The sequence below is a fragment of the Solibacillus sp. FSL H8-0523 genome (assembly GCF_038051985.1).
GTDB lineage: Bacteria > Bacillota > Bacilli > Bacillales_A > Planococcaceae > Solibacillus.
Window position 1 is genome coordinate 3960367 of the sequence record NZ_CP150291.1, and the last position, 24239, is coordinate 3984605.

Consider the following 24239-nt stretch of genomic DNA (forward strand, 5'->3'; position numbering starts at 1 on the left):
AGGAACTCCTTTTTCAAATTATCTCCATGTTTCATCTAACTTGTCCGCATAAAATTCAATCGCCCGCTTATACGTTAAAATCGCATCGTCCCTTGTCGTGCTTGTAATGCATTTTAACAGTAGCTCCATTGCTTCACTATGCTGCCGTAAATTATGGAGTGTCATGGCATAAAACACTTTTAATGACTCATCTTCGGGAAACTGATGGATAGCCTTTTCAAAAATATTCTTTGATTTCTCGTACTCTCCGAGCGCGCGGTATGTACTACCTAATCCTAAATACGCACCGTGTAAATCGTCTTTTTGTAAATCTCCTTGAATCGCGATTTCATAATACGGAACAGCCTGTGTTTCTTCCCCTAGACAATCACAACTCCATGCGCATTGATAGTTTATATAAGCATCATTGGGATATTCATTGGCTAATGCCACAAGTAATTTATTTGATTCCTTTAATTTATTTTCTTTTCGATATTGTATTGCTTGATTTAGTGTTTCTGTAGCTGACATAGAAATACCTCCTACTTATAAATCATTTCGTATTGAATAAGTACACTATCCATCCCTAAATAGTGCTCAGTTCCATTTCTACTTACTTCTTAAATCCCAATGCGCTTAAAATCCGTCGCCTTATTCGTCACACAATGCATCCACCACTCGTTCAGCTCCTGTTCATCACGATTTGTTTCCCAACCGTTTGCTAAACAAAAAGTATCGTCCTTACTCCATATTAAAACCGCTGTAAAATCGGCCATTGTTATTGGACGAAGCTGTATCAATTGCTTATTAGTCACCATTACTAGCTCCTTTATCGAATTATTTTCATTGCGGAATTGTTTTTTCTTATGTGGATTTCCTTGAAAAAGGTTATACTTTCCTATCCACTAAAAAATAATGAGAATAAATTTATACTCGCTTCGTTGTACTCTATGAAAAAGCTTTTTCACTAAATTAAGGAGCCTAGCCTATGAAAAGTTCACCGAATAATTTTATCGATCGATTAAAAAAACAAAAGGAAGATGCCCTTGATTATATTATCGATACTTACATGCCACTTGTAAAAGCCATCGCGCATAAAATTTTGCATACCCAGTCCAAGCAAGATATAGACGAATGCATCAATGATGTGTTTTTAAGCGTTTGGCAAAATGCCGTGCAATTTCAAGGGAACACAGAGGACTTTAAAAAATGGATTGGCATGATTACGAAATATAAAGCAATCGACCGCTACCGACAATATGAAAAACGTGCCGCTCGTGAGCAATCCGATGCAGTATTACCACAGCAGCAAACAAGCTACACGACCGAACATAAAATACTCGAGCGTGAACAAAAAAACGAGCTGCTGTTTGCACTCAGTCAATTAGCTGAGCTTGATCGCCATATTTTTATTATGAAATATTATTTAGAGCTAACAAATAACGAAATTGCCGATACGCTCGGACTAACAAAGGCCGCTGTAGATAATCGCTTATACCGAGGGAAAAAGGAACTCGCACAACATGACAGTTTAAAGGAGCGCTTTATATGAGTATGAAAGAATGGATGGAGCTCGACATCGATCACTTAGAAATAGAACCTGTAACAGAACTTGAAAAACAACGTGTGAAACAACACATACTTAAAAAACGTAAAAAAACGCCACTTTGGAAGTCAATTGGCGTGGCAGCTGTACTACTTATTAGTGCTACTACTGTGACAACATTTGCCTTCCCATCTGTCGCCGCTCAAATTCCGTTTATGAATAATGTCATGAGCTACTTTAATGACGATTACGGACAATATACAAATTTCGAACTGTTCTCCGATGATTTAAGCCTTGTCGACTCGGACAATGGCGTTTCGATTTTAATCGATCATGCTGTGTATGATGGCACGAATATTATTGTTTCTTATGCTTTGGAAACAGAAAAAGACTTAGGAAAATCCATTGGCGTTAGTGGGGGCAATTGGTTTGATGTTAAAGATGCCATTGCGATAAGAGGTAGTGATTATATTATTCAAATCGATGATACACACTATGTCGGTGTCGCTGAATTCACACCTACCTTTAAAACCGGCATAAACCCTGAAACAATTGAAGTATCTTTTAAGCCAAAAGCTTTTTATAATTACGAAACTCTTCTGGAAGTGAAGGGAGATTGGTCATTTAACTTCTCGCTCAATCGTGTAGATGGCACTGTTGTTACAGTAAATGAAACCGTAAAAAATGAGCAAGTAAGTCTGACATTAAATTCAATCGAGTTTACGGATGTCTCTACCGTTTTAGCCTATACACAATTTGCAAGTGAGGACTTACGCAAAGAGTGGCTATCTGTTACACCTACCCTTACAGTAAAGGACGATTTAGGCAACATTTACGTAGATGGTTTAGGTGGTGGTGGTTCAACTTCTGACGACTTTATAACATTTACCGGTACAACTTACTTTGGCGCAATTAAAGATGGTGCAACAAAGTTATTTATTGAGCCAACAGCCATTGCTAGCTTAGAAAATGGACGTGGGCATGAAAAAATTCAGCTTGATTCAATTGTGATTGAACTAACAAAATAACTGTACGTCAACGTTGCAAACTTCTTGTAGCGTTGTTTTTATTGCTTCCTCCCCTTGATTTCCGAAAAAGAAGGATTTCAGACAAACTTTATTGAAATACTAAAAATGCGTTTTCACATCGAGAGGAGTTTTTACGTGAGTATTATCGAACAACGCCTACACGAATTAGGCTTACAGCTACCTGAAGCAACACCTCCACTTTATCACTATGTTCCTGTAACCATTCATCAAAATGTCGCTTACATTAGCGGACAAGTACCGCGCATTAATGGACAGATTCCGTTCCCTGGTAAAGTCGGACAAGACGTTACAATCGAGCAGGCCGCGGAACTCGCGGAATACTGTGTACTTAAAGCGCTTAGCTGTTTAAAAGCACAGATAGGTTCCTTAGACCAAGTTGAACAAATTTTAAAATTAACAGGCTATGTTCAAGTAGTACCAAACTTTTACGAGCCATCGAAAGTGCTAGATGCCGCTTCTGCTTTACTTGAGAAGATCTTTGGTGAAAAAGGACGTCACGCGCGGACTGCGGTTGGCGTAGCCACTCTACCAAGTAACACGCCAGTTGAAATTGATTTTATCATTGCGCTTAAAGGAGAGAACCGATGATTACATTAAAGGATATTCAAGAAGCACGAACGCGCATACAACAGGTTGTCTATGAAACGCCTATTCTTCAATCGGAGCAGCTGTCGAAATTGTGCGGCAATCAGCTCTTTTTAAAAGCGGAGCACCTGCAAAAAACAGGTTCCTTTAAAATACGTGGAGCAAGTAATATGGGTATTCATGCAATTGAAAACGGTGCCGAGTACGTCACAACAGCTTCATCAGGTAATCACGGTCAGGCCGTTGCCTACGTGGCAAATCGATATGGTATCCCTTCAACGATTGTTGTACCCGAAAATGCGAGTCAGTGCAAAATTAATGCCATCACTGGCTATAGTGGGCTCGTTGAAAAATGTGGTACCACATCTGGTGAGCGTTTGCCAAGAGCGCAGCAAATCGCCACTGAGCAAAACGGTGTCTATATTCCCCCTTACGATGACCCGCTTATTATGGCCGGTCAAGGGACAGTCGGTCTTGAAATTTTACAGCAGCTCTCAAATATTGATGCCATAGTTGTACCAATTGGCGGTGGTGGGTTGATTTCAGGTATTTTAACAGCCGTCAAAGAAACAAATCCAGCCATTCAAATTATTGGCGTTGAACCTGAACTTGCGAATGACACCTATTTATCACTACAAAACAAAAAAATCACGGCAATTCCCGCAACAAACACGATAGCAGATGGCCTCCGCACAAACCAACCAGGCGATTTAACATTCCCGGTTTTATCAAAATATTTAGATGACCTCGTACTCGTCAGTGAAGAGGAAATCCGCATGGCCTTTAGCATTGTACTCGAACGCACCAAACAGCTAATCGAACCATCCAGCGCTACAACCATTGCAGCTGCGCTTTATGGGAAGCTCAATCTACAAGGAAAGAACATCGTCACACTGATTTCTGGTGGCAATGTAGATATTGAACACGTAGATAAGCTCATTGTAGATACAACTACATTTGTTCAATAAATAATGAAGCGAAAATGCCACTAACAACATTTAGTTAGTGGCGCCTTCTTTAAAGGTTTCGAGTACGGGTAATAGTTCGAGTAAATCCTCAATCACCGCATCTGCTAGTACATCATGCCATCCAGCATCCTTTTTCCAAACACCTTTCATCCCCACATACCTCGCTGCTTTTACATCGTTTTCAGGATGGTCCCCAACAAAAATACTTGCACAAGGCGCTACTTGCAACTGCTCTAACGCCTTTAAGAAAATCCGCTCATCCGGCTTTTTCAGCCCCTCCCACTCCGATACTAAAATAACATCAAAAAACGATTCGATTTGTAATGCCCTTATATTGTCCATTTGAAATTGACCAAAACCATTTGTAATCATGCCTAACTTATAACCCGCCCGCTTTAAAGTTGCTAGCATTTCAACTAAATTTGGAAATGCTACACAGCTATATTTAAAATGCTGCACATAATCTTCTAATAGCTGCTCAGACGTGATTGTTGTCAGCGCAAATTCTTGAACAAGTTGTGCATATACCTTGTCCTTCCAAACATAACCTCGCTGATCGAGTTCGGTAAAGCGTCGGGTATATTGTTGCTTTGAGATGTGCCCCACATAGTTATGTAAACGCTCATATTGCTTTTCCACAAAAACGCTTACCGACGCATCTCGGTTTAATAACGTCCCATCTAAATCAAATAGTATCGCTTTCATCTAATTCACCTCTTTATCCATCGTCACTGTCTCCACCATAAAACCAAGCGGGCTCGGCGTAAATTCCTCTTTTGCAATATGAAATCCAAGATTTTTATAGAGGCGAATATTATCCTCTTCAGATTTACGAACCTTACAGCGTACAGTTCGCATTTGCTCTTTTTTGGCGAACTGTTCCACAAACTTTACAAGCAAACGCGCAATGCCCTGCTTCTGAAATTCAGGTAGCACCGCTAACCTTGAAAAATAAACATGATCTTTATTAGATGTCACTTTTACAACCCCTACTAGCTGCGCATCCCTTTCCGCGCCAAACATCAACACACCATCCAAAAGCTCCTGTTCAATTGTTACTTTTGATTCCACTAAGGCACTCGACGGCATTTGCTCTTGTTCATAACGTTTAAACGCTGCATGAATCACCTCCAATATTTGCTGTGAATCGCTCACCCTTCTAATTATATTAAGCATTTCAGGACCTCCTTCATTTGTATAAAAATAACATATTATATATTAAAATACAAAATAAGATTATCCTTTTTTTAATTTCATTACTCGTCTATGCGCCGTTTTTAGCTATCTTTCTTTATATCACCCATCAATCCTCACGTACCGTTATTTCTCCCCCATCTGAATGAAATTCTATATCGCCTTTCCGCGTCGTAAAAATATGAGCATTTACTGCTTCTAATGCCGCCACAGTTTCATCATGTTCAGGATTTTTATCAGAACTCGTAATGAGTGCATACATAGGCCTCACCGCTTCAATAAGCGCGGTCGTTTGCTCATTAAACCGGCCATGGTGTGGTACCTTTAAAAACGTGTGTGGCATGCGAATCGCCGTATCCATTAAAAGCTCCGCAATCCGCGGCGCTTCTATATCACCTGCAAACAAAAAACCAGTATCCCCGTGTCGTAAACTAATGACTAAAGAATGATCATTATCCCCCTCCATCGTTTGCATCGTTGGATACATCTCCCCCTTTACCTCTCCAACCGTAAGCTCACTTATTCCCGTAATTTTTTCAAGTACTAATTGCTTATTATCAATCGCCTGTAAAAATTCACGCGTTTGTTTACTATCACTTTCATAGTTCGGCACATACACATGTTCAATATCTAACGCATTTACAAGAGAATCCGCACCACCAACATGGTCCTTATCGTAATGTGTAATAACTAATGCCTTTAGCTTGTTAATATTGTTCGACTGCAAATGGCGCAAAATCTTTTCTCCGTCATCTTCTTCCCCTGTATCAATCAATACATACTCGCCTTGATGGGAAATTAGTAAGCTATCCGCCTTACCTACTTTAAAGGCATGTACAATAAAATCATCTGAGACAATCATCGCCTGCCCGCTACATGCGGTTAATGGCAATAGCATAAAAAGATACATTAATTTTTTTATCATCTATTAGCCCCTTCTATAACTCATTTGACATTACCTTAAAATGGAGAGCCGTCAATTATTCCACCAATATTAATTTATATAGGTGATCATCTGTTGTACTTTGCTGTCCACGCCCGTCTGTATTATTCGTTATAAAGTACAACGTATCCTCTTCAATCCATACATCACGAATTCGGCCTACATCATTCACGACTTCACGTACTTTACTTGTTTTCAAATCAAACGCCAATAGTGCGGTACCTCTTAGTGCTGCCACATAAAGCATGTCTTGATCATAAGCCACTCCAGACGGCGCCCACGTATGATCCTTCCCCGATGTAAATAACGGTGTCAACAGCCCATCTTGCTTTTCCGCTCCTTCAATATCCGGCCAGCCATAATTTTCACCTGGCTTTATTTCATTCACTTCATCATTTGCACTTTGCCCATGCTCGGTTGCGTACATTACTCCCTCTGGCGTCCAAGCCAGTCCTTGCGGGTTTCTGTGCCCATAACTATAAATCATGGAGTTTTTAAATGGATTATCCTCTGGAATGGAGCCATCTAAATTCACGCGCAAAATCTTTCCAGCAAGTGAATCCTTATTTTGCGCCAGCTCTGGATTCGATGCATCTCCCGTTGTTATATATAGCTTATGATCCGGCCCAATTTTTAAGCGCCCTCCGTGATGATAGGTCCCACTCGGAATTTCATCGATTAACAGCAGTCGCTCATGCCACACCTCTTCAACTAGCTGCAACAACACAACACGGTTCAACAACTTACCATCTTTATTATATGTGTAATAGGCAAACGCTTGATTCGTATCAGCAAAATTCGGTGCTAATACAAAACCTAGTAGCCCTGCTTCTGCAGCGTCAGATAGTTGTTGCTCAAATAACACATCCTGACGCGACAATTCCCCATTTTGAACACGTACAATCTCTCCTGCACGCTCTGTTATATAAAAAACGTCCTCGTGCTTGTTAATTGCCCATGGAGCCTGTAAATGATCTACAATGACTTCTAGTTGCCGTCCATCCATCTCCTGTATCTGTTCTTCACCCGTATCCTTATCATCGATTCCACAGCTACCTAATAACAGTACAATGCATATACTACCTATCAACTTCTTCAACCCAATCACCTCCTGTAGTGCTCATTTTACAGAAAATTATGTAATCAATAACAATAAAAAGCCTTTCCCTATGTAACCAAGCGCGTTGCATAGGGAAAGACCTTAAAAACCACCTTTTTTCATATCCTCAACTGTTGTATCCTTATCGGTAAACTGAACAACTAATGGCAAAACATCCGTTGCAATAGGCGTACACAGCCTTAGTCGCGGAAAAGGCACCGGTATTTGAGTATGTGATACACTGGGCGAAACAACAGCAGCTACATCGCTTAGAATTAACGGTTATCGAACACAATCATCAAGCAATTCATCTTTATAGAAAAATGGGCTTTAAAGAAGAAGGCATCAAAAGAGATTCTTTGTGGATTGATGGACAATTTGTAAATAATTTATATGAGCTTGCTCCTTTAACAAAAAAGAACCAAAGACACCCCCCGAATGGGCGACTTTGGTTCTACCATTTTTACCGACAATTATTCTTAGCAAAAGAAAAAAGCGCATAGCCTCTGCTATACGCCTGTGAATGACCCGTACGAGAATCGAACTCGTGTTACCGCCGTGAAAGGGCGGTGTCTTAACCGCTTGACCAACGGGCCATGGCTCCGAAGGCAGGACTCGAACCTGCGACCTGCCGGTTAACAGCCGGATGCTCTACCAACTGAGCTACTTCGGAACAATTATATGGTGGGCCTAAATGGACTCGAACCATCGACCTCACGCTTATCAGGCGTGCGCTCTAACCAGCTGAGCTATAGGCCCCAAATAAAACTGGAGCGGGTGATCGGAATCGAACCGACAACATCAGCTTGGAAGGCTGAGGTTTTACCACTAAACTACACCCGCAAATGGTGGGTTTGGACGGAATCGAACCGCCGACACTTAGAGCTTCAATCTAATGCTCTACCAACTGAGCTACAAACCCACAAAAAATGGCGGTCCCGACCGGGATCGAACCGGCGATCTCCTGCGTGACAGGCAGGCATGTTAACCGCTACACCACGGGACCATTTGGTTGCGGGGACAGGACTTGAACCTGTGACCTTCGGGTTATGAGCCCGACGAGCTACCACTGCTCCACCCCGCGACAATACTATTAAAACTTATGAAATTAAAATGGAGGAGGTAGAGGGATTCGAACCCCCGCGCGGTGTTACCCGCCTGTCGGTTTTCAAGACCGATCCCTTCAGCCGAACTTGGGTATACCTCCGAAATAAAGATGGCTGCCGAGGGAGTCGAACCCACGACCTTTCGGGTATGAACCGAATGCTCTAGCCAGCTGAGCTAGGCAGCCATATAAAGTTATGAAAAAATTGGTGGAGCCTAGCGGGATCGAACCGCTGACCTCCTGCGTGCAAGGCAGGCGCTCTCCCAGCTGAGCTAAGGCCCCATAAAATGGTCGGAATGACAGGATTCGAACCTACGACCCCTTGGTCCCAAACCAAGTGCTCTACCAAGCTGAGCTACATTCCGAATTTGTCAAAACATATATTGGTGCGCTCGACAGGACTTGAACCTACAACCTTCTGATTCGTAGTCAGATGCTCTATCCAATTGAGCTACGAGCGCGTAAAAATGGTGCCGAGGGCCGGAATCGAACCGGCACGGTGATCACTCACCGCAGGATTTTAAGTCCTGTGCGTCTGCCAGTTCCGCCACCCCGGCATATTTGAAGCGGAAGACGAGGTTCGAACTCGCGACCCCCACCTTGGCAAGGTGGTGTTCTACCACTGAACTACTTCCGCAAAAATGCAAGATATTTTTATACTGACAAGTTATGTAATTTTATAAAAAACTGGTGAGCCATGAAGGACTCGAACCTTCGACCCTCTGATTAAAAGTCAGATGCTCTACCAACTGAGCTAATGGCTCTTTATTAAAAGAGAATGGCTGGGGAACCTGGATTCGAACCAGGGCATGACGGAATCAAAATCCGTTGCCTTACCGCTTGGCTATACCCCAACAATAAGTTATTTATTAAAATAAATGGGGCGACTGATGGGAATTGAACCCACGAATGCCGGAATCACAATCCGGTGCGTTAACCACTTCGCCACAACCGCCATTATAATTATTGTATTTATTTGAAATTGGCAGGGGCAGTAGGAATTGAACCCACACTGACGGTTTTGGAGACCGTAGTTCTACCTTTAAACTATGCCCCTATAAATAAATGGTGGAGGGGGACGGATTCGAACCGCCGAACCCTAAGGAGCGGATTTACAGTCCGCCGCGTTTAGCCACTTCGCTACCCCTCCGACATAAAATACTTATCAGAGCATTTAGAGCATTAAAAAATAAGCGAAGCGACGTCCTACTCTCACAGGGGGAAACCCCCAACTACCATCGGCGCTAAAGAGCTTAACTTCTGTGTTCGGTATGGGAACAGGTGTGACCTCTTTGCCATCGTCACTTCACTTATTAAGTTGAAAGAATTTATTCTTTCAAAACTGGATAAACGTTTCATTGATGTTCATAAATTGTGGTTAAGTCCTCGACCGATTAGTATTCGTCAGCTCCACACATCACTGCGCTTCCACCTCGAACCTATCTACCTGATCGTCTTTCAGGGGTCTTACTTACTTGCGTAATGGGAAATCTCATCTTGAGGGGGGCTTCATGCTTAGATGCTTTCAGCACTTATCCCGTCCACACATAGCTACCCAGCGATGCTCTTGGCAGAACAACTGGTACACCAGCGGTGTGTCCATCCCGGTCCTCTCGTACTAAGGACAGCTCCTCTCAAATTTCCTACGCCCACGACGGATAGGGACCGAACTGTCTCACGACGTTCTGAACCCAGCTCGCGTACCGCTTTAATGGGCGAACAGCCCAACCCTTGGGACCGACTACAGCCCCAGGATGCGATGAGCCGACATCGAGGTGCCAAACCTCCCCGTCGATGTGGACTCTTGGGGGAGATAAGCCTGTTATCCCCGGGGTAGCTTTTATCCGTTGAGCGATGGCCCTTCCATGCGGAACCACCGGATCACTAAGCCCGTCTTTCGACCCTGCTCGACTTGTAGGTCTCGCAGTCAAGCTCCCTTATGCCTTTACACTCTACGAATGATTTCCAACCATTCTGAGGGAACCTTTGGGCGCCTCCGTTACTCTTTAGGAGGCGACCGCCCCAGTCAAACTGTCCGCCTGACACTGTCTCCTACCCCGCTAAGGGGCATGGGTTAGAAGTTCAATACAACCAGGGTAGTATCCCACTGACGCCTCCTCCGAAGCTGGCGCTCCGGGATCTCTGGCTCCTACCTATCCTGTACAAGTTGTACCAAAATTCAATATCAGGCTACAGTAAAGCTCCACGGGGTCTTTCCGTCCTGTCGCGGGTAACCTGCATCTTCACAGGTACTATAATTTCACCGAGTCTCTCGTTGAGACAGTGCCCAGATCGTTACGCCTTTCGTGCGGGTCGGAACTTACCCGACAAGGAATTTCGCTACCTTAGGACCGTTATAGTTACGGCCGCCGTTTACTGGGGCTTCAATTCGCAGCTTCGCTTGCGCTAACCACTCCTCTTAACCTTCCAGCACCGGGCAGGCGTCAGCCCCTATACGTCACCTTACGGTTTTGCAGAGACCTGTGTTTTTGCTAAACAGTCGCCTGGGCCTATTCACTGCGGCTCTCTCACGCTTGCACGCTAACAGAGCACCCCTTCTCCCGAAGTTACGGGGTCATTTTGCCGAGTTCCTTAACGAGAGTTCTCTCGCACACCTTAGGATTCTCTCCTCGACTACCTGTGTCGGTTTGCGGTACGGGCACCTCTCACCTCGATAGAGGCTTTTCTTGGCAGTGTGAAATCAGGAACTTCGTCCATACGGACTCGTCATCACAGCTCAATGTTAAAGTATGCGGATTTGCCTACATACACACCTTACTGCTTGAACACGCGCAACCAACGGCGTGCTTACCCTATCCTACTGCGTCCCCCCATTTCTCAAACGGTGAGGAGGTGGTACAGGAATATCAACCTGTTGTCCATCGCCTACGCCTATCGGCCTCGGCTTAGGTCCCGACTAACCCTGAGCGGACGAGCCTTCCTCAGGAAACCTTAGTCATACGGTGGACGGGATTCTCACCCGTCTTTCGCTACTCATACCGGCATTCTCACTTCTAAGCGCTCCACCAGTCCTTCCGGTCTGACTTCAACGCCCTTAGAACGCTCTCCTACCACGCATCCATACGGATGCATCCACAGCTTCGGTGAATCGTTTAGCCCCGATACATTTTCGGCGCAGCGTCACTCGACCAGTGAGCTATTACGCACTCTTTAAATGATGGCTGCTTCTAAGCCAACATCCTGGTTGTCTAAGCAACGCCACATCCTTTTCCACTTAACGATTACTTTGGGACCTTAGCTGGTGGTCTGGGCTGTTTCCCTCTTGACTACGGATCTTATCACTCGCAGTCTGACTCCCGTGTATAAATATCTGGCATTCGGAGTTTGTCTGAATTCGGTAAAGCGAGATGCCCCCCTAGTCCAAACAGTGCTCTACCTCCAGTATTCTCAATCACGAGGCTAGCCCTAAAGCTATTTCGGAGAGAACCAGCTATCTCCAGGTTCGATTGGAATTTCTCCGCTACCCACACCTCATCCCCGCACTTTTCAACGTGCGTGGGTTCGGGCCTCCAGTAAGTGTTACCTCACCTTCACCCTGGACATGGGTAGATCACCTGGTTTCGGGTCTACGACCACGTACTAATTCGCCCTATTCAGACTCGCTTTCGCTGCGGCTCCGTCTTCTCAACTTAACCTCGCACGTAATCGTAACTCGCCGGTTCATTCTACAAAAGGCACGCTATCACCCATTAACGGGCTCTAACTACTTGTAGGCACACGGTTTCAGGATCTATTTCACTCCCCTTCCGGGGTGCTTTTCACCTTTCCCTCACGGTACTGGTTCACTATCGGTCACTAGGTAGTATTTAGCCTTGGGAGATGGTCCTCCCGGATTCCGACGGAATTTCACGTGTTCCGCCGTACTCAGGATCCACTCAGGAGGGAATAACTTTTGGGCTACAGGGCTTTTACCTTATTTTGCGGACCTTTCCAAGTCGCTTCGCCTAAATCATTCTTTTGTAACTCCGTATTGAGTGTCCTACAACCCCAAAGAGCAAGCTCTTTGGTTTGGGCTCTTCCCGTTTCGCTCGCCGCTACTCAGGGAATCGAATTTTCTTTCTGTTCCTGCAGGTACTTAGATGTTTCAGTTCCCTGCGTCTGTCTCAAACACGCTATGAATTCACGTGAGTGTACTATCCGATTAAAGATAGTGGGTTCCCCCATTCGGAAATCCCCGGATCAAAGCTTACTTACAGCTCCCCGAGGCATATCGGTGTTAGTGCCGTCCTTCATCGACTCCTAGTGCCAAGGCATCCACCGTGCGCCCTTATTAACTTAACCAAAAGTTAAACTTAAATCAGAAGATTTAAGATTTTAAGGATATTGCACGACCAATTTCTTGATCTATTGTTTGTTTATTACTTATCAATGTCGTTTTATCCAGTTTTCAAAGAACAAGACAACTACACTGAACCACTTCGTGATTCGCTTCGTTGACTTTGCTTCATGCAGTCTTGCGACGATAGCGCAGCGACAGGAGCAAAGGTTTTATTTTTGAAGTATCTCATTCAATTAAGAATGAACCTTCAAAACTGAACAGCAAACGTTAATGAGTATCTTCTCCAAGAGAAGATTTCCGAAATAATCCTTAGAAAGGAGGTGATCCAGCCGCACCTTCCGATACGGCTACCTTGTTACGACTTCACCCCAATCATCTATCCCACCTTCGGCGGCTGGCTCCATAAAGGTTACCTCACCGACTTCGGGTGTTACAAACTCTCGTGGTGTGACGGGCGGTGTGTACAAGGCCCGGGAACGTATTCACCGTGGCATGCTGATCCACGATTACTAGCGATTCCGGCTTCATGTAGGCGAGTTGCAGCCTACAATCCGAACTGAGAACGATTTTATCGGATTAGCTCCCCCTCGCGGGTTGGCAACCGTTTGTATCGTCCATTGTAGCACGTGTGTAGCCCAGGTCATAAGGGGCATGATGATTTGACGTCATCCCCACCTTCCTCCGGTTTATCACCGGCAGTCTCCTTAGAGTGCCCAACTAAATGATGGCAACTAAGAACAAGGGTTGCGCTCGTTGCGGGACTTAACCCAACATCTCACGACACGAGCTGACGACAACCATGCACCACCTGTCACCGTTGTCCCCGAAGGGAAAACTGTATCTCTACAGTGGTCAATGGGATGTCAAGACCTGGTAAGGTTCTTCGCGTTGCTTCGAATTAAACCACATGCTCCACCGCTTGTGCGGGCCCCCGTCAATTCCTTTGAGTTTCAGTCTTGCGACCGTACTCCCCAGGCGGAGTGCTTAATGCGTTAGCTGCAGCACTGAGGGGCGGAAACCCCCCAACACTTAGCACTCATCGTTTACGGCGTGGACTACCAGGGTATCTAATCCTGTTTGCTCCCCACGCTTTCGCGCCTCAGTGTCAGTTACAGACCAGATAGTCGCCTTCGCCACTGGTGTTCCTCCAAATCTCTACGCATTTCACCGCTACACTTGGAATTCCACTATCCTCTTCTGCACTCAAGTTCCCCAGTTTCCAATGACCCTCCCCGGTTGAGCCGGGGGCTTTCACATCAGACTTAAGGAACCACCTGCGCGCGCTTTACGCCCAATAATTCCGGACAACGCTTGCCACCTACGTATTACCGCGGCTGCTGGCACGTAGTTAGCCGTGGCTTTCTAACAAGGTACCGTCAAGGTAGCGCCAGTTACTACGCTACTTGTTCTTCCCTTGCAACAGAGTTTTACGAACCGAAATCCTTCTTCACTCACGCGGCGTTGCTCCATCAGACTTTCGTCCATTGTGGAAGATTCCCTACTGCTGCCTCCCGTAGGAGTCTGGGCCGTGTCTCAGTCCCAGTGTGGCCGATCACCCTCTCAGGTCGGCTACGCATCGTTGCCTTGGTGAGCCGTTACCTCACCAACTAGCTAATGCGCCGCGGGTCCATCCTATAGTGATAGCCGAAACCATCTTTCAACTTCAAAACATGTGTTTCGAAGTATTATCCGGTATTAGCTCCGGTTTCCCGAAGTTATCCCAGTCTATAGGGTAGGTTACCCACGTGTTACTCACCCGTCCGCCGCTAAATCAGAGAGAAGCAAGCTTCTCTAATCATTCGCTCGACTTGCATGTATTAGGCACGCCGCCAGCGTTCGTCCTGAGCCAGGATCAAACTCTCCATAATAGTTAGTTTGAAAGCTCATTTGCTTTGCTAGCGATCCAACTAATTAAAGTTGAAATCTATTGTTTGTTTCATTTAAGAAACTTGTTTTTCATTAACGTTGCTTGTTCAGTTTTCAAGGTTCATGTTGTTGTCGTTTTGGCGACCTCTTAAATTTAACACTTTCAACCTTGTTTGTCAATAACTTTTTCGAAAAGTTTTTTGAGCAATTCAGTTGATGTTTATGTCTTTTTCGATTACGTCTTAGCGACAATTAATATATTACAATACTATCTACTTAAACGTCAACACTTTTTATCAAAAAATTATTAGAAAGGTATTTTTTTATTTTATAGCCTGACTAAAACTAATAAATATAGCGTGTTTCTTCTATATAAAGGCCATTTTAAAAAAACTTTATGAAAACATTAAATATATCTTGATCAATAGAGTGGGGTTTTTAGTTTCAATTCATACAGCTATTCATAATTGCTAAAAATGAACATAGTACTTCGTTAGAGATTCACTTAATCGATTGATAAAAAAAGTACTGGGTGGTGTAAATCTATTCAATTTCAATAATATGAATAACCTCTTACATAATTATGTCTTCACTTTTTTGGTGGTAATTTTGTTGTAATTAGTACCTACTATTCCCTTTTTTCACTTTTGAAGTGACACTATTTTATTTGATATGAACGAGCCTGTTGGATTTCATTCATAATAAAATCGACAATAGCCTCGACACTCTTATTCTCTGCGTCAATCTTGCTACCAAAGTTATATTTTTCGTAAGCTACCAAACATGTATCCGTTTGCTCGAAGCACCATGCCCCTGCTGGTTCACCGCGCTCTTTCAGTCTTTCATGAATCGTTTTTTTACTTGCTGTTAAACAAAAATGATAAGTATGTGCATCAATATTTTTAAAGCCGTTATAAATATACTCAAAATACTCCGGTTTACGAATAGTCATCGGTACGATTAAATGGAGTTGATAATGCTGCGCTAAACGTTTGGCTGTCTCTACTGTAAGCTCCTTCCACATTAAAAAATCTTGAAAATCCCCTGTTATCGACTCTGTGCATTGAATATCCTTTGGAATCACATAGCGTAGCATTCCCCCTATCATTTCAGGGTCGTAAATCATACTGTTCTCCATTTTTTTATGAAGAGCCTCTGCTGTAGTCGTTTTTCCAACACCAAAAGCTCCGTTTATCATAATAATCATCTTGCTAACCTCGTTTCCATTTTAAAGTAACTTTTGATTTATTAGATATTCCCTCGATTTCACAAAAAAGCGAATCGCCTACTTATGCCTTTTCGTTTACTGATGTTCGCGTCTAATCATCGTTTGAAACTGTGCAAACAGCGTTTGAAATTTGTCTTCTGAAACAAATCCAAGCTTTTCGTATAAATGAATGGCTCTTTCATTGAATGTTGCTACTGTTAAGCGAATAGCTTTATTCGGGTAATGCTCTTGAATGAATCGAATAACATGCATGCAAAATTCAAATCCGTTCCCTTTCCCAACATACGTCGGATTCATACCCACACCCATATCTACTAAATCCTCGTTATATACGCCAAATTCGTTACCGGCAGGGACTTTTGCATTCGCACCAATGCAAAAAAATCCAATGAGTACGTTATTTTCATCATTCATCCTATAATACGAGCCATCCAGTATTTCCTGAAGTGCTTCATCGGTTCTTTCATTATTATAAAAATCATAAGGCCTGTCATATTGCCAAGTTAGAATATCATTTGATGCTTCTTCATTCATTTGATGTATAAATAATTGCACAGGTTCACCTCTTATATGTTTCTATTTCTTTATCACAATAATTATACAGTAAATTCCAATTGAATAACAAAAAAGAGACTAGCTTTAACCCTAGTCTCATTTCCTTATTTTCTTACTACTTAAGCAACGGTATTACGAATCACCTTTATAAAGCCGTTATCATTCGCGGTATCTACTAAATCATAAATTAAATCCAGTGCACTGTCGTTAAACAAATACCATTTACCAGACGATTCCTCGTATACTAATGCCGGTGGATATCCTTCTAATAATTCTTCTGGGAAACCTTTTACTAATGCGTAGACTTCGTAGCTTTTCACAGCTTTGTCGGCCTCATCGATAAAATCAAATTGCCCATTTCGATAATAAGAGCCTGGAATATCGATAGTGTACATGTCTGAATAACTTTCAGGTGCTTCCACCTCACGAGCTATATTTTCGCTAAATAACGTAAACATTGAATTCGTATAGGCATTGCCGTAAATTTGCTGAACGATTCCTCCCATTGTCATACGGAATTCATGCTGAACGGCCTTGATCTTGATTTGGTCAATTATCAGTGGTTTGCTGTCTACATTTACTGTGCCATTTTTGTAGTTAACTGTACTGCTAAATGCTTCGGCAATAAAGCGAAGCGGAACAAACGTTCTGTTGTTCTTTACGTATGGCTTTGTGTCTAACTGCACCGCGCTTCCATTTTTCATGGCCATTGTGCTATTAGTTTTTACAACTACCTTTGTAGCGTTTTGACTCAGTGTAATTTCAGAGTTTGTCCAATGAACCGTTGCTCCTAGATTTTCACTAATGACACGTAGCGGTACCATCGTTCGGTCATTTTTAATTTCAGGGTTCACATCAGAAATAACGTTTACCCCATCCACTTTTAGTTGAATTGTCGCTGCACTTGCAGGCGTTGCGATAGTGATTGCCACGAATAAGGACAACATACTTACTAACATTTTTTTCATTACTTTTTCACCCCTAGTTCTTTACGTAACTACTGACACAAAGACAAACAGGATTTTTCAAAACGCTCTGAGTCATCTGATACAAAATACCAATGCTCATCAATTTTCTTATACTCGGAGAAATAATCAAATTCTTTCGGTGTTGGAAATGCACCCGTTGCTGAATAAATAAAGCCTTCTGTTAAGCCGCGCATATCCATGACGGGCTGTTCGGCAGATTGAAAAAACACAAAAAAGTTTTCATTCGAATGCATTCCAGCTCGAATCGTATCGGATTTCACGGCATCAATATATTGTGGTGGCGTGTAATAAAAATAAAAGCCCTCATTCCCATATCGATCTGGCTCTTTTACGATTTCTCCACTTACAAGCATTTGAATGATTTGTTCTCGGTCGTCTTTATACAGGTGAAAATTGGCTTCGGTATCATCCTTATAAGGTTGTTCGGCTTGCATCCATATAAGGATGACAATGCCTACAAGTAATACGAGTGTTGCTAAAACTATAAAATTTTTCTTCATGATGAGTGTCCTTATCTGTACTGTTCTTTAAGCGTTACTTCCAAGTATTAGTTTAACATGTAGGAATCCACTAGAAAAATGATTGCGTCTTTGTCATTTGAAATATAAAAACGAAGCAGTCATTTCGCTGCTCCGTTACTATATGTTACTGCGCTAATGCAATTTTAATATGTGCTAGGTGATGCTCTTCATGCCATGCAAGCTTAGCTAATTTTGTAGATACTTTAATTTCACCATTCTCTTGATGTGTGAATGTACGGTTTAAATCCGCTTCTGTTACGTGCTTGCCTAATTCCACAATCCTTTCATTGATGCCCTCTAGCATTTTAATTGAGCTTTCTACAGGAAGTTTCGTATCTGGCTGAATCGCCCACTGATTTTCATCAAACGCTGGCACGGTTGGATTATGATCCGTTAACGCTAGCTTTAGGCGTTGGTACATATTGAGCTGCGAGTCGGCAATGTGATGCACCAGCTGACGCACATTCCAAGCCCCTTCGCGGTATGTTTTATTTAAATCGTCTTCACTTAAGCCATTTACCACTTCACGCAAACGCTTCGTATAGCTTTCCGTTTGCTTTAACCACTGCGCTATATCCTCTACTGTTACTTGCTCAGGTACTTCTAGTGGGCCAATCGGTTGTTTTACGTCCATGTTTGTCTTCCTCCTTTGACTTCTTCTATAATGACTTCTTCATAGGGCATGGGCTTTCCTTCTTTAATGGAAATTCCCTTATTAATGATAAAAAAACCTCTAAGATCACTTTGTCTTAGAGGTGCCTATATCGATAATTTTTGTCCCTTGATAAAAATGCATCCATCTTTCCATAGTGAGCTGCGTAATGAATGCTGCTCTGTCAAAGCCCTTGTCTTATTCTTTCATTATTTTAACCAATACTCTAAGATTAATTGCCACTGACTATCAATTTGACTACGATCAAACAGTTGTAATGGATACGGACGGAATGTTGGTGCGTTTAAATTTCGCTCTTTTTCATTTAAGAAGATTGGGGATAATTCATTTGGTCCACTAATAACGGCAACATTTGTTAGCTCGTCTTTATCTTCTTTCACTACATTTTCATCTGTTAATTTTACAGTTTGAATACGTGGTGAAGTTTCCTGTACTACCTCTTCCTCTTCTTCCCCCTCTATCAATAACGCCTCACGCTGATTTAGTTTCGTTTGATAGGTAAATAACTCTTCAACAGATGCTAATGTTGTTTTACCGTTTTCATCGAGCATGTAAACATATTGCGTTTCCTCGTCTTCATCAGTAGCCTTTTGCACAAGCCAATCTTCATGTATACCAAAGCTATCGAATACCTGGTTGACGGTAATATTCGCAGACGCCAATGTTCCTACCGGTAGATCAAACAAGTCCTCGTTTGGCAGGATGCTTATTTCATAGATTGTTTCGCTGCTATTAATTTTTTCGTGTCTTTTCATTTCTTCAAAGGCAATCGAATTACGCGCTGGAATTTGTTGCTTTTCGCTCACAACACCGTCTAACGTGAATTCATTATCTTGCCCTTCGAATAATGTTATTTCAGTAAATTGCTCTAATTCGATTTCCTGCCATTGTTTTGGTGTCACATAGGCAATAATTTTTTTATTGCTCGATTGAATATTAAAAATAATCGAATCACCCTCTAATACAATTTCTTTCACAACACCTTCTACAGGTGATGTTAATAGATTGTATTCACTTAGCTGCGTAATCTGACTATCTAACAGCTCAATTTGGCGCGTTGTTTCAGCAATTGCGCGTTGAATAATTGCGATGCCTTCAGCAGTTGGCGTGCCTTGTTCAATTCCTAGCTCAACTGATAAATTAACATTCAATGTTTCACCATCATTAATTGAATCAGACGCCATGGATGAATTCGGTTGGGTTTCTGAGCTCATACTATCAAGCTGTAAAAAAACTTTTTCTAATTCAGCAAGCTCTGTTGTATAGGCCGCGCGCTCCGTTTGAAGTCGCGCTACTTCTTTTTCTGTTTGTTGCTGCTTGAATACGACCAGTTCACTTAATACATTTACTGTTTGCCCTTCTGTTACAAGCACTTCATTCACCGCTTGAACAGGTGCTGCGATAAAATGTTCATTGCTCGAAGTGACAATCGCATCAAGTGGGAGCATTTTTTCATGATCCTTCGCTACCGCAAAATGGGCATCGTTAATATAGTATTTCTTCAAAATAACATCATTATCTTTCAACAATAAATAAGCGTTCACTACTACGATTAGCCCCATGATGACAGCTATGATTTTTGCTTTTTTTGATAGCATTAACCTAACCACCCTTCTAACCAAGTCGTGATTGGTAAAATACTAATGATGGCCACAATCGCCGCGCAAATGATTTGTATAAGAATCAAGTTAATTAGCAATACTTTTTTACGAGTAGCCCATTGTGAAATGAATGCATACTGCACAAATACCGTTACAACGGATGCAATCGTTAGCTGATTCACAAAATACAGGAGATAATCCTGATAATAAACATACGATAGCATTGGCGCTAACGAGAAAAACGTAAACGGCGTTGTAAAGCCAGCTGCCGCAAAAACAAACAGCGTAATAAGCTTTTCTACAATAATCACCGGAATCACATAAAGCTGTACTTTTTGAATCCATCGATATGGAATATTATCCGTAAAGGTATACAAAACAGCCGGAATCAGATAATAGTAGAATAAGAAATAAATAATCCCCATCAAAATCGCGCCCACTAGCGAGATCAATCGCGCATAACGGTATTGGTCGTATTGACCGTCTACGAGTAAGTACGTTAGGCCATCTGTATTCATGCCCCACATATTACGCACAATAAAATAAAACAGCGTTAAGCCAAAAATCACTGCTACCCACTTTATGTATCCTTTTAGCTTTCCGTTCTCGCTGCTTTCTAAATTATGTGTTAAGCGAGATGGCTGTGAAATCTGCTGCCAATAATGAAATTCACTCATGTTGTTCTCACCTCAATTTTCCTTTTGTTCCCTCATTACGCATAGCTATAACGTTGATATAACATTTAGAAATGTTCAAGTTACAGGACAAGTAAATTCAAGAATTTCCTTTCCCATTATACACCTATTTTTTGTGAGTAGACGTTGGGGTCATGCAGTTTTCAATAAAAAACGAGGTGGCTATATCGATACTATTTTTGTCCCTTGATGAAAATGCATCTTCCAATGACCATCTACTAATTTCCATAGCGAGCTACGTAATGAATGCTGCTCAGTCAGCTCGTTGTAAATACGGTACGTTGTTAATACGACCTCATCAGACATTGGATGAATTTCAAAGTCAGTTAATTGCATTCGGACTTCACTAAGCGTCATTTCGCTAATGTTTTCATCTTTGTATAGGACTTTCCCCGAGCTACCAAATTCGAAAAACTCGTCTGCTAATAGTTTCGCTAATTCCTCTTTGGATGCTCTGATTTCTGGCTGTAATAGTTTTTCTTCTAATTGAAGTAATTGCTCTTTTAAAGTCATTTGATACTCCTCCTATCTCGCGTGAATAAAAATCCTCTAAGATAAAATAGAACCTGATTACGTAACAATGTTTAAAAAACTATGAAAGATTTAGCTGTTTTAATTCTAAATGAGACTACTAAATTCAGTCCAAGCTAAGTTTAGTTGAAATATAGCTTTAATAGTTTTTGTATTAGTAAATTATTTGTACTTTGTAGCTCAACAAAATATTCCAATTGCCATTTCTGTGTTTCAATAGCTTGCTTGCTAGTGGGATTTTCCCAGCTAGGGTAAACCCTAATTGCCATTTTCCCTTTGGTAGTAGCTGTTTTAATTATATTTTGTTTTAATTATATTTTGTTTTACAAGTATTTCTTTAGGAAAAACGAATTGTCCAAAACGATTATCAGTAAAAGTATTGATGACTAATAAATCCGTAGCTGTTTCATCTGAAAATGCTTGGTTTTTATTGTCCTCATTTTTTTCCCAAAAAGCAACAAACTGTCCGATCTTGGTGGGCGTTATTTTTGCAACCCTAAATCTAACAGACTTCGAATTTAGATAAAATGTACCAGCCCCGTAATCCGAGTTTTGAACTTCTTGATGGACATCTTTTACGATTAAGTGATTAGGATCATATAACATTTTATTCACATAAGTTAACGCATTATAATATTCATTCACTACTTGCCCTCCTGTTGGATTGGAATAAAGATTGATTAAAAATGGGCAGAGAACGTAGATTCTATAATAGAAGAAACCCACATATTTTGAAAAAAGATTGATCAAATTGTGTGGGTTCAATTTTGGCGCGATGAAATTTTTATAAAAAAGATTGATCAAAATATTTCAATAACATTGATAGATAATTATTTTAGCGTTTCTGAACGTTTTTTCAGAGTAGAAAAATACATACAAAAACGCCATTAAGGCTAGCATTTCCTTAATGGCGTTTCATAAAAAAGTGAAGTTAATAAATATAACATTAGAAATATGTAGGAATGACACTGATAAGTTATTGTGTATGCAAGATTACCAAATGCGATGTGTATAGTACTATCCCCCTACCTTAGCTGTGTTTATTTAATATTGAACTAGAAGTCTATCAACTAAGCCTAAATTGTAGAACTCGATGATTCAATTCTTCTGCCATTTTCGCAAGTTGGTTTGAGCTATTCGTCACTTCCTCCATTGTAGAAGAGGTTTGTTGCATCGTTGCAGATGTTTGTTCTACGCCAGCCGCAGATTGTTCAGAGATTGCTGCAATTTCATCTACCGCCTTATCAATTTGTGTTGAATTGTTAACAATTTGCAGGAAACTGCTTGCCCTCAATTTTATGTTATTTTCGAGGTAATTTTAACAAAATAAAATTTTCTATATTGAAAACACAACCAACGATGATTATAATTTCATATATTGGTAAATAGAATCTTAGTTGGTTAGATTTACTCATCTATTGAAAAGTTGGAGAGTGAATATCGAATGAAGTTACAAAAAGTATGGTTAATTGCTGGAATGATAGTATTTAGTTTGGTAACATCTATTAACGTGTCTGCCAAATCTGTATCATCCCTGGACCAAACCGATATATTAAACAGTAGCAACGATAGTACGGCTATGGTTACTGAAAGTTCAAAAATTCATGGACGTGAGATATATGGATTATCGACTGAAACATCTGTAATAAAGTCTTTGAAGACCGAGAATTACTATTCTAAAAAATACGGTATTTACATGTCGCCAAATGAAGAAGCAAAATTAGAAGAACGGTTCGCAATTCAAGATAAAGTAGTTCCAAAATTAAAAGATGATGTTTTAGCTATGTACGGTCGTGATGCTTTTCTTGGAATGTATATTGATCAAAAAAATGGTGGAGTAGTTAATATTGCTCTTCGTAAGGGTACTCATACTCCATTAATAAAATCTGAAAACCTTATTGCAACTAAATATGGTTCAGATCTGCCAATTAATTTCTATGAGGCAAAGTATTCTGAAAGCGACTTAGATCGTATTATGGATGATATAAACAATAATATAGATATCTTAAGTAAACAGATAAACATTCAATATGCAAATGTCGATTTTATTAATCAGAAAATTACTGTAGGAATTAAAGATAATGGAACTCCTATAGCAGAGGCATCAAAAGTTATCAGTGATTTGCTAAAACAAGACGAAACATTATTTAATGTTAAAGTCGTTGACGAAAACTTCAAGACATCAGATGAAGCCAGATACACAACTCAATCACCTATTCTCAATGGCTTAGTAATCGATAGCTCAGCAGGTACACTTGGAAACTGTTCTGTTGGATTCTCCGCTATTGATTCAAGCTCTAATCCGTATATTGTTACAGCAGGACATTGCTGGAGTTCATTGGGCACTGGTATTTATCAAGGATCAAATTATATTGGTCATGTAAGTAAGAGGCACTATGGAAATAACGCAGATGCAGAAGCAATAGCTGTCTCTTCCAACACTTTATTAAGTAACAAATTATATGGAACAACGACATTATTAACAAGTGTACAAGTAGCAGGAAATGATGTATTGGGTGAAAGAGTATGTAAGTCGGGTATGCATGGAGATTCGTGTGGAACACTCCTTGGGAAGAACAATAGTGGTTATTGGGGAGCGAATGATACCTGGTTTGATAATCTTCGCGTTTCCAATTATGAAAGTTCTAGCGGGGATAGTGGCGCTACAATTTATGACGGTAAAACTCTCAAGGGTATTCATAAGGGGACTTTGCCTGAAAATGGGGTAAACTATCGTGTATATAGTCATGTAACCAATGTTTCAAGCCGCCTTAATTTAACTCCTGTGAATTGGTTAAGCCAATAATTAAAG

21 protein-coding genes, 19 tRNA genes, 3 rRNA genes and 1 pseudogene are annotated in these 24239 nt (G+C 41.3%); 6 read left to right on the top strand and 38 right to left on the bottom strand.

Features of this window, described 5'->3' with window-relative positions; all coding sequences use genetic code 11:
- Positions 1 to 18 precede the first annotated feature (18 nt).
- Together NSQ62_RS19830 and NSQ62_RS19835 are read right to left on the bottom strand one after the other, a co-directional pair.
- The gene (locus NSQ62_RS19830) at positions 19 to 510 is read right to left on the bottom strand and encodes a tetratricopeptide repeat protein (RefSeq protein ID WP_341321778.1); all 492 of its coding nucleotides are present in this window, start codon (positions 508 to 510) and stop codon (positions 19 to 21) included.
- An 89-nt stretch (positions 511 to 599) separates the two neighbouring features.
- On the bottom strand, positions 600 to 797 hold the full coding sequence (locus tag NSQ62_RS19835; RefSeq protein WP_341321779.1) for a hypothetical protein: 198 nt from the start codon (positions 795 to 797) through the stop codon (positions 600 to 602).
- 170 nt (positions 798 to 967) lie between these two features.
- On the opposite strand from NSQ62_RS19835, the gene NSQ62_RS19840 reads away from it, so the two are divergent.
- From NSQ62_RS19840 to NSQ62_RS19855, 4 genes are all read left to right on the top strand, one after another.
- Positions 968 to 1531 carry a sigma-70 family RNA polymerase sigma factor gene (locus tag NSQ62_RS19840; protein WP_341321780.1) on the top strand — a complete coding sequence of 188 codons (564 nt, stop codon included), beginning with the start codon at positions 968 to 970 and terminating at the stop codon, positions 1529 to 1531.
- Entirely contained in the window at positions 1528 to 2553 is a 1026-nt protein-coding gene (locus NSQ62_RS19845; RefSeq protein WP_341321781.1) for a DUF4179 domain-containing protein, read from the top strand. The genes NSQ62_RS19840 and NSQ62_RS19845 overlap by 4 nt, the downstream gene beginning before the upstream one ends.
- A 135-nt stretch (positions 2554 to 2688) precedes the next feature.
- A complete protein-coding gene (locus NSQ62_RS19850; protein ID WP_341321782.1) occupies positions 2689 to 3162 on the top strand; it encodes a RidA family protein in 474 nt (157 codons plus the stop codon).
- A complete protein-coding gene (locus tag NSQ62_RS19855) occupies positions 3159 to 4127 on the top strand; it encodes a threonine/serine dehydratase (RefSeq protein WP_341321783.1) in 969 nt (322 codons plus the stop codon). The genes NSQ62_RS19850 and NSQ62_RS19855 overlap by 4 nt, the downstream gene beginning before the upstream one ends.
- Before the next feature lie 30 nt (positions 4128 to 4157).
- Here the strand turns inward: NSQ62_RS19855 and NSQ62_RS19860 are convergent, their stop codons facing one another.
- From NSQ62_RS19860 to NSQ62_RS19875, 4 genes are all read right to left on the bottom strand, one after another.
- Positions 4158 to 4832 (bottom strand): HAD family hydrolase, encoded by a 675-nt coding sequence (locus NSQ62_RS19860; RefSeq protein WP_341321784.1) that lies wholly within the window; start codon positions 4830 to 4832, stop codon positions 4158 to 4160.
- Complete coding sequence (locus NSQ62_RS19865; protein ID WP_341321785.1) at positions 4833 to 5303, bottom strand: GNAT family N-acetyltransferase; 471 nt, start codon at positions 5301 to 5303, stop codon at positions 4833 to 4835. It abuts the gene before it with no gap.
- A 127-nt stretch (positions 5304 to 5430) separates the two neighbouring features.
- Positions 5431 to 6246 carry an MBL fold metallo-hydrolase gene (locus NSQ62_RS19870; protein ID WP_341321786.1) on the bottom strand — a complete coding sequence of 272 codons (816 nt, stop codon included), beginning with the start codon at positions 6244 to 6246 and terminating at the stop codon, positions 5431 to 5433.
- A gap of 55 nt (positions 6247 to 6301) precedes the next feature.
- On the bottom strand, positions 6302 to 7363 hold the full coding sequence (locus NSQ62_RS19875) for a PQQ-dependent sugar dehydrogenase (protein WP_341321787.1): 1062 nt from the start codon (positions 7361 to 7363) through the stop codon (positions 6302 to 6304).
- 233 nt (positions 7364 to 7596) lie between these two features.
- Between NSQ62_RS19875 and NSQ62_RS19880 the strand changes: the two genes are divergently transcribed.
- Positions 7597 to 7866: a GNAT family N-acetyltransferase gene (locus NSQ62_RS19880; RefSeq protein WP_341321788.1), complete on the top strand. Its 270-nt coding sequence runs from the start codon at positions 7597 to 7599 to the stop codon at positions 7864 to 7866.
- Between the two features lie 21 nt (positions 7867 to 7887).
- On the opposite strand, the gene NSQ62_RS19885 is transcribed toward NSQ62_RS19880, so the two are convergent.
- From NSQ62_RS19885 to NSQ62_RS20040, 32 genes and pseudogenes are all read right to left on the bottom strand, one after another.
- A tRNA-Glu gene (locus tag NSQ62_RS19885) sits at positions 7888 to 7959 on the bottom strand.
- A gap of 1 nt (position 7960) precedes the next feature.
- A tRNA-Asn gene (locus NSQ62_RS19890) sits at positions 7961 to 8036 on the bottom strand.
- Positions 8037 to 8045: 9 nt separating this feature from the next.
- Positions 8046 to 8122: transfer RNA gene (locus tag NSQ62_RS19895), tRNA-Ile, on the bottom strand.
- 10 nt (positions 8123 to 8132) lie between these two features.
- Positions 8133 to 8206, bottom strand: a tRNA-Gly gene (locus NSQ62_RS19900).
- 3 nt (positions 8207 to 8209) lie between these two features.
- A tRNA-Phe gene (locus NSQ62_RS19905) sits at positions 8210 to 8285 on the bottom strand.
- 8 nt (positions 8286 to 8293) lie between these two features.
- Positions 8294 to 8369 (bottom strand) — tRNA-Asp (locus NSQ62_RS19910).
- Between the two features lie 3 nt (positions 8370 to 8372).
- Positions 8373 to 8447: transfer RNA gene (locus tag NSQ62_RS19915), tRNA-Met, on the bottom strand.
- Between the two features lie 30 nt (positions 8448 to 8477).
- Positions 8478 to 8570, bottom strand: a tRNA-Ser gene (locus tag NSQ62_RS19920).
- Positions 8571 to 8580: 10 nt separating this feature from the next.
- Positions 8581 to 8654 (bottom strand) — tRNA-Met (locus NSQ62_RS19925).
- A gap of 20 nt (positions 8655 to 8674) precedes the next feature.
- Positions 8675 to 8750 (bottom strand) — tRNA-Ala (locus NSQ62_RS19930).
- Positions 8751 to 8756: 6 nt separating this feature from the next.
- Positions 8757 to 8833, bottom strand: a tRNA-Pro gene (locus NSQ62_RS19935).
- Between the two features lie 19 nt (positions 8834 to 8852).
- Positions 8853 to 8929 (bottom strand) — tRNA-Arg (locus NSQ62_RS19940).
- 7 nt (positions 8930 to 8936) lie between these two features.
- Positions 8937 to 9025: transfer RNA gene (locus NSQ62_RS19945), tRNA-Leu, on the bottom strand.
- Positions 9026 to 9033: 8 nt separating this feature from the next.
- Positions 9034 to 9105 (bottom strand) — tRNA-Gly (locus NSQ62_RS19950).
- Positions 9106 to 9156: 51 nt separating this feature from the next.
- Positions 9157 to 9232 (bottom strand) — tRNA-Lys (locus tag NSQ62_RS19955).
- Positions 9233 to 9247: 15 nt separating this feature from the next.
- Positions 9248 to 9322 (bottom strand) — tRNA-Gln (locus tag NSQ62_RS19960).
- 25 nt (positions 9323 to 9347) lie between these two features.
- A tRNA-His gene (locus NSQ62_RS19965) sits at positions 9348 to 9423 on the bottom strand.
- Positions 9424 to 9451: 28 nt separating this feature from the next.
- Positions 9452 to 9525, bottom strand: a tRNA-Trp gene (locus NSQ62_RS19970).
- Positions 9526 to 9534: 9 nt separating this feature from the next.
- Positions 9535 to 9618: transfer RNA gene (locus NSQ62_RS19975), tRNA-Tyr, on the bottom strand.
- A gap of 43 nt (positions 9619 to 9661) precedes the next feature.
- Positions 9662 to 9777 (bottom strand): 5S ribosomal RNA (gene rrf / locus NSQ62_RS19980).
- 65 nt (positions 9778 to 9842) lie between these two features.
- Positions 9843 to 12770: ribosomal RNA gene (locus NSQ62_RS19985) — 23S ribosomal RNA — on the bottom strand.
- A gap of 311 nt (positions 12771 to 13081) precedes the next feature.
- Positions 13082 to 14636, bottom strand: a 16S ribosomal RNA gene (locus tag NSQ62_RS19990).
- The 16S, 23S and 5S rRNA genes sit together here with 19 tRNA genes alongside, the layout of an rRNA operon.
- Positions 14637 to 15292: 656 nt before the next feature.
- Positions 15293 to 15841, bottom strand: coding sequence for an AAA family ATPase (locus tag NSQ62_RS19995; RefSeq protein WP_341321789.1), 549 nt, complete (start codon positions 15839 to 15841; stop codon positions 15293 to 15295).
- 96 nt (positions 15842 to 15937) lie between these two features.
- The gene (locus tag NSQ62_RS20000; RefSeq protein ID WP_341321790.1) at positions 15938 to 16417 is read right to left on the bottom strand and encodes a GNAT family protein; all 480 of its coding nucleotides are present in this window, start codon (positions 16415 to 16417) and stop codon (positions 15938 to 15940) included.
- Between the two features lie 119 nt (positions 16418 to 16536).
- Positions 16537 to 17385, bottom strand: coding sequence for a copper amine oxidase N-terminal domain-containing protein (locus NSQ62_RS20005; RefSeq protein WP_341321791.1), 849 nt, complete (start codon positions 17383 to 17385; stop codon positions 16537 to 16539).
- Positions 17386 to 17414: 29 nt separating this feature from the next.
- Complete coding sequence (locus tag NSQ62_RS20010; RefSeq protein WP_341321792.1) at positions 17415 to 17906, bottom strand: hypothetical protein; 492 nt, start codon at positions 17904 to 17906, stop codon at positions 17415 to 17417.
- A 145-nt stretch (positions 17907 to 18051) separates the two neighbouring features.
- Positions 18052 to 18561, bottom strand: a complete 510-nt coding sequence (locus tag NSQ62_RS20015; RefSeq protein WP_341321793.1) for a YfiT family bacillithiol transferase — start codon at positions 18559 to 18561, stop codon at positions 18052 to 18054.
- Positions 18562 to 18788: 227 nt separating this feature from the next.
- Complete coding sequence (locus tag NSQ62_RS20020; RefSeq protein WP_341321794.1) at positions 18789 to 20198, bottom strand: HlyD family secretion protein; 1410 nt, start codon at positions 20196 to 20198, stop codon at positions 18789 to 18791.
- The gene (locus NSQ62_RS20025) at positions 20198 to 20878 is read right to left on the bottom strand and encodes an amino acid transporter (protein WP_341321795.1); all 681 of its coding nucleotides are present in this window, start codon (positions 20876 to 20878) and stop codon (positions 20198 to 20200) included. Before NSQ62_RS20025 ends, NSQ62_RS20020 begins: the two co-directional genes overlap by 1 nt.
- A 180-nt stretch (positions 20879 to 21058) precedes the next feature.
- Entirely contained in the window at positions 21059 to 21409 is a 351-nt protein-coding gene (locus NSQ62_RS20030) for a DUF4440 domain-containing protein (protein WP_341321796.1), read from the bottom strand.
- Between the two features lie 140 nt (positions 21410 to 21549).
- Positions 21550 to 22072, bottom strand: a pseudogene (locus NSQ62_RS20035) (MepB family protein).
- A gap of 421 nt (positions 22073 to 22493) precedes the next feature.
- Entirely contained in the window at positions 22494 to 22721 is a 228-nt protein-coding gene (locus tag NSQ62_RS20040) for a hypothetical protein (RefSeq protein WP_341321797.1), read from the bottom strand.
- A gap of 150 nt (positions 22722 to 22871) precedes the next feature.
- On the opposite strand from NSQ62_RS20040, the gene NSQ62_RS20045 reads away from it, so the two are divergent.
- A complete protein-coding gene (locus tag NSQ62_RS20045; protein ID WP_341321798.1) occupies positions 22872 to 24233 on the top strand; it encodes a S1 family peptidase in 1362 nt (453 codons plus the stop codon).
- Positions 24234 to 24239 lie beyond the last annotated feature (6 nt).